This is a genomic window from Streptomyces sp. NPDC000348, from assembly GCF_042898795.1.
Taxonomy (GTDB): Bacteria; Actinomycetota; Actinomycetes; order Streptomycetales; family Streptomycetaceae; genus Streptomyces.
Window position 1 is genome coordinate 93,328 of record NZ_JBIAZD010000015.1, and the last position, 5,404, is coordinate 98,731.

The following is a 5,404-nucleotide window of genomic DNA, read 5'->3' on the forward strand; positions in this document are numbered from 1 at the left end:
GGAACGGGCCCCGGCCGCCGCGTCCGCACCCGGTCGCCGACGGGACGGGGGCGGCCTCCCGCCGCAGGCGTCCACGGCGGCGCTTCCCCTGGCGGGAGTCGCCCGTCCGGCCGCCCCTCGCCTCGTCCCCGTCCCTGATTCCAGGGACCCCCACGGCCCCTTCCTCGTGTTCCCCGCGGACGCCGGGAGCCGGTTCGTGGAGGCCCTCAGGGACGAGTCGAACACCGTAGCGGGCACGGAGGCCGTCATTCCCCTCCAGCCGTGTCACCGCCGCTGAACCGTGAATCCACGGAACCCGGTCGGCCGACCCGGAGCAGGAGCGCTCCGCGGTCGGCGTCCCCGTCGTCACCGGCGCGTGCGCCCGGGCTCACGTCCCGGGCGTGAATGCGGGCAGGGTGAGGGCCGAGTGGGCGGGCCGTCCCTCCCCGGAGGGGGCGGCCCCGAGTCCGCGGAGCCTGTTGTTGCGTTCCTCCAGGGCCCGGGGGGTGGTCGGGAAGAGCGTGGCGCCGCCCTTGCCGACCAGCGCCTGGTTCAGGGTCACGAACTCGCGGGTGCCGTGTTCGTAGGCGGCGAAGCCGGTGGTGTGGTCCTGGTGGGCCAGGGAGCCGGCGAGCATGTAGGCGCCGACGAGTGCGAGGCTGGTGCCCTGTCCGGTGAGGAACGAGGGCGCCCAGGCGGCGTCGCCCACCAGCGCGACCCTGCCACTGGACCAGCGGGGCATACGGATCTGGCCGACCGCGTCGAAGAACAGGTCGTCCGCGTCGCGCAGGGCGGCCAGCAGGCCCGGGACCTCCCATCCCGCGTCGGCGAAGGACGAGGCGACCAGGTCCCGTTGGGCCTCCGGGTCGCGGAACACGTCCCGCGGCGGTTTCGGATGGGCGAAGTTCAGGAAGGCGTGCACGTCGTCGTCCCCCACGGCGTAGAGCGCCGCGGCCAGGCCCGGAGCGTTCCACATGACGGTCTCGTGGGAGAGGCCGAAGGTGTTGGGCAGGGTGAACACGGCGAAGCAGTGGCCGAGGTGGTGGTGGAACCGCTCTTCGGGGCCGAACAGCGTCTCCCGGGTGGACGAGTGCAGACCGTCCGCCCCGAACACCATGTCGAACGTGCGCCGGCCGCCCCCGCGGAAGGTGACGTCGACCCCGTGGCCGGACTGCTCGAGGGTGTCGACGGAGTCGCCGAACACGAACTCCACGTCGTCACGGACCGCTGCGTAGAGGGCGTCGGACAGATCTCCGCGCCGCACCTCCAGGTCCCGCCCCGCGACACCGCCGGTGACGTCGTGCGGGCGGAGCGAGGCCACTTCGTCGCCGTCGCCCTCGAGGAAGGTCAGCCGGCGCAGGTCGATGTGCGCGTCCCGCAGCCGCGGCAGGATCCCCATCCTCGCCACGACGTCCAGTGCGGTGCCGCGCACGTCGACGGGGTAGCCACCGCCACGGAGCGCGGGCGCCTTCTCGACCACCGTCACCGCGTATCCGTAGCGGTTCAGCCAGAACGCCAGGGCAGGACCGGCGATACTGGCTCCCGATATCAGGACCTCGCGCCTCGGCGTGGTACGGGTGCATGCCGGCTGATCGGTGCGGGTCATCCCTTGACTCCTTTGCCCATGGTGCGGGTGACGAGCAGGGCCGGCACCATGACGGCGCCGGCTATGACGAAGCCGGTGACGTAGGCCGATTCGGCCGCGACATCCGCCCCGGAAGGGGTTCCGGCGGTGAGGAGCGCACCACCGAGCTGCCCGCCGACGGCGTAGCCCAGCACGCGGGTCACCAGGATCAGGCTGGTGGCGATACCGGTGTCGCTCCGGTCGACGGATGTGGCGGTGCTGGTCATCATCGCCGTGACGCACAGGCCACTGGCCAGCGCGATCAGCGCCTTGCCGACGACGAGGTGCCAGACCTCGGTGTGTACGGCCGCCAGGGCGAACAGGGAGGTGGCCAGGACGACGACTCCGGCGGTGACCATGGCACGCGAGCCGAAACGCCGGTCCCCGATCCCGCCGAGCGGCCCGGCCAGCGACGCGGCCACGGCGCCGGGCAGCAGGAAGAAGCCGATCTCGGTGGCGCCGGCCCCGAAGCCGTAGCCGTCGCCGGTCTCGTCGAACAGCTGCGGAACGAGATAGACCGCCGTCGAGGTACCGACACAGATCACGAACGTCAGCACGCACGCCTTCCACATCGCGGGCCGTGCCAGCATGCGCAGGTCGATCATCGGTGCGGCCGCACGCCGTTCGACGGCCACCCATCCGGTGACGAAGACGGCCAGGGCCGCGACGAGGGCGCAGAGCACGAGTGGCTGCGAGGCGAGGTCGGGCGCCAGCGCGAGGACGAGCATGAGCGTGACCAGCGTCCCGCTCAGCAGGAGCAGGCCGGGCCAGTCGGTCCCGGCGTCGTCCGACCGGCCCGGTGGATCGTTCGGCATCAGCCGGTTCACCAGCAGGGTGGCCCCGATGACCGCGATCGTCGGCAGCGCGAACATCCAGTGCCGGGAGAGCTCCTCCGCCACGGGCCCGGCCGCCAGCATGCCCACCATCCCGCCCCCGACGAACAGTCCGCTGACCACCCCGATGGCCACCTTCGCCTCTCCCGCGGGGAGGTGCGTGCGCACCACGACGAACGAGAGGGGCAGCGCGCCCACCATCGCCCCCTGCAGTACCTGGCCGAGCAGGAGCACCGGCAGGTTCGGCGCCAGTGCGGACACCAGACCACCGGCACAGACCACCGCCATCAGCCGGATCAGGATCCGTTTTCCGCCGTGGCGGTCGCCGAGCCTGCCCGCCAGCGGTGTGATGAGCGCGCCGGTGATGAGGAGCACGATGCCCAGCAACGCCCCTTCGGCCGGACTCATGTCCAGCTCGCGCTGCAGGAGCGGGAGCGTCGGCGTCACCGCCGACTCCAGGGCGCCGGTGGAGAGTGCCAGTGCGCCGAGAGCCCCGACGGCGGCCTTCCCGACGGGGACCGCGGGAACCGCGGCGCCGCGCGGTCCGGTGGCGGGAGCGGATGTGGTGGGTGGGTCCTCCGGTCGGTCGTCCGTCTTCCGCCGCTTGTCGTTGCGCAGTCTCATGTTCCGCCCTCTCGCGTTCTCCCGTGCTGTCGGGTGGAGAGTGCGGGGACGGATGCGCGCCGGGCGTCATACCCGGGAGCCAAGGTGGAGGTGCTACCGCGGTAGGGGGTGGAGGAGGGGCGGGCTTTGCCCTCCGCCGGGGCCGCCCGTGCCGTCCGGGTGCGTGGAGCGGGCCGCTCCGACGGACCGCGGGCCGCCCGACACGGTTCGGGGACGCCGGCACCCGCGCCGTACGCGTGCCCGGAGCAGTCCTACTCGCCCGGGGTCACCAGCCCGGATTCGTAGGCGAAGACCACCGCCTGGGCGCGGTCGCGCAGGTCGAGCTTGGTGAGGACGCGGCTCACGTGTGTCTTCACGGTCTGCTCGGCCAGCACCAGCGTCGACGCGATCTCCGCGTTGGACCGGCCGCGGGCCACCAGGGTGAGGACCTCGGTCTCGCGCTCCGTCAGGGCCTTGAGCCGCAGCGCGGGCCTGCCCCGGCCGGCGGGACGCTGCCGGGCGAAGTCCGCGATGAGGCGGCGCGTCACGGAGGGGGCGAGGAGCGCGTCGCCCGAGGCGACGACGCGTACCGCCGCGATGAGGTCGGCCGGCGGGGCGTCCTTCAGCAGGAAGCCGCTCGCGCCCGCCCGCAGCGCCTCGTAGACGTAGTCGTCGACGTCGAACGTGGTGAGCATCAGGACGCGCGGCCGGTGCTCCCTCAGGGGGGTGTCCCCACCGCCCGGCGGGGGCGCGAGGAGGCGGCGCGTGGCCTCGAGGCCGTCCATCTCGGGCATGCGGACGTCCATCAGCACGACGTCGGGACGGGTGCGCCGGCTCAGCTCGACGCCCTGGGCGCCGTCGGGGGCCTCGCCCACCACGTCGATGTCGCTCTGGGCGGCCAGCAGCGCGGCGAAGCCGGCCCGCACCATGGCCTGGTCGTCGACGACGATGACGCGGGTCGTCACGTGAGGTCCTTTCCGTTCAGGGGGATCCGGGCCGCCACCCGGAAGCCGCCGTCCGGCAGCGGCCCCGTGTCGAGGGTGCCGCCGACGAGCCGCACCCGCTCGCGCATGCCGACGAGGCCGTGCCCGGTGCCGCCCTCCTCGAGCGGCGCGGCGGGCGGCTCGGGCGGCGGCCCGTTGACGACGAGGACGGTGAGCCGCGCCCCGTCCTGCGCGGTGGACACCGACACCTGCGTCGGAGCGCCCGGCGCGTGCCGCACCACGTTCGCGAGGGCCTCCTGGACGATGCGGTACGCGGAGAGGCCCACCGCCTCGGGCACCTCGGCGTCGCAGGGGGTGAACTCCACCGGCATGCCCGCCCTCGCCGTCGCCTCCACCAGCTGCCCGATCCGCGTCAGGCCCGGCTGGGGCGCGAGCTCGCCGTGCGCCTCCTCGTTCCGCAGCACGCCGAGGAGCCGTCGCATCTCGCCGAGCGACTCGCGCGCGGTCGCCGCGATGGACGTGAACTCCTCCCGCACGTCCGGCGGCAGTCCGTCGAGGCGGTACGCCGCGGTGTCCGCCTGCACCGTGATGACGGACATGTGGTGCGCCACCACGTCGTGCAGCTCGCGTGCGATGCGGGCGCGTTCCTCCAGCAGCGTGCGCCGGCCGCGCTCGGTCTCGCTGATCGTCTCCTGCTCCGCAAGCCTGCGCTGGACCTCGTACCGCTCGCGGAGCGCGCCGGCGAGCAGGAGCGCGACGCCGCTGAGGATGGTGAGCAGGAGCTCCATGGCGCTCGTGCCGTGGGGCGCGACGAACCCCAGGCCGGCGTTGGCGGCCGCCGTCGCCAGCCACACCAGCAGCAGCGTCCGGCGCGGCTCGCGCAGGCCGAGGGCCAGGCAGAGGCCGACGTACCCGACGATCTGCATCGGCGGGAACGGCCACAGGAGCCGCTCCTCGAAGTCGACGGTGAGCAGGGCGAGCGCCCCGGCCACGTCCGCGGCGAAGATCACGCACCAGGCCCGCAGCGGACGGACGACGGCGAGCAGCAGGGGTGCCGACTGCGCGACGGCCAGCGCGCTCGCGACGCCGCCGTGCAGCCCGTAGTCGGCGGTCAGCACCTGGATGGTGGTGGGCAGCAGGGCGACGCACAGGACGAACGCCACGCCCCGGGGCAGCAGCCGTACCCACCGGCGCGAAGCCCCCGCGAGCAGCGCGCGCGGCGGCTCCTCCTCGGCTGACGTCATGGGCTCCACCCTAGGCGCGGCGGGACGGTGTCGGGGGACGCGCGGCCCCCAAAAGCACCCGAAACAAACGGAGTTACCGGCTCCGGCGGTGTCGGCGCGCCGGGGACACCCCGGTCGCGGCGGTGGGCCTTCACCACGGAAGGGGCGGGGCAGGGCGGGGAGCGGGTGGTGCCCGGC

Annotated in this window: 4 protein-coding genes; all 4 read right to left on the reverse strand. The window is 73.9% G+C overall.

Features of this window, described 5'->3' with window-relative positions:
- Window positions 1-367: 367 nt before the first annotated feature.
- Window positions 368-1,585, reverse strand: coding sequence for an FAD-dependent monooxygenase (locus ACFY3N_RS26565; protein ID WP_390819248.1), 1,218 nt, complete (start codon window positions 1,583-1,585; stop codon window positions 368-370).
- The gene (locus ACFY3N_RS26570; protein ID WP_390819249.1) at window positions 1,582-3,060 is read right to left on the reverse strand and encodes an MFS transporter; all 1,479 of its coding nucleotides are present in this window, start codon (window positions 3,058-3,060) and stop codon (window positions 1,582-1,584) included. Before ACFY3N_RS26570 ends, ACFY3N_RS26565 begins: the two co-directional genes overlap by 4 nt.
- A gap of 251 nt (window positions 3,061-3,311) precedes the next feature.
- Window positions 3,312-4,004, reverse strand: coding sequence for a response regulator (locus ACFY3N_RS26575; protein ID WP_390819250.1), 693 nt, complete (start codon window positions 4,002-4,004; stop codon window positions 3,312-3,314).
- The gene (locus tag ACFY3N_RS26580; RefSeq protein WP_390819251.1) at window positions 4,001-5,227 is read right to left on the reverse strand and encodes a sensor histidine kinase; all 1,227 of its coding nucleotides are present in this window, start codon (window positions 5,225-5,227) and stop codon (window positions 4,001-4,003) included. Before ACFY3N_RS26580 ends, ACFY3N_RS26575 begins: the two co-directional genes overlap by 4 nt.
- Between the last annotated feature and the right edge of the window lie 177 nt (window positions 5,228-5,404).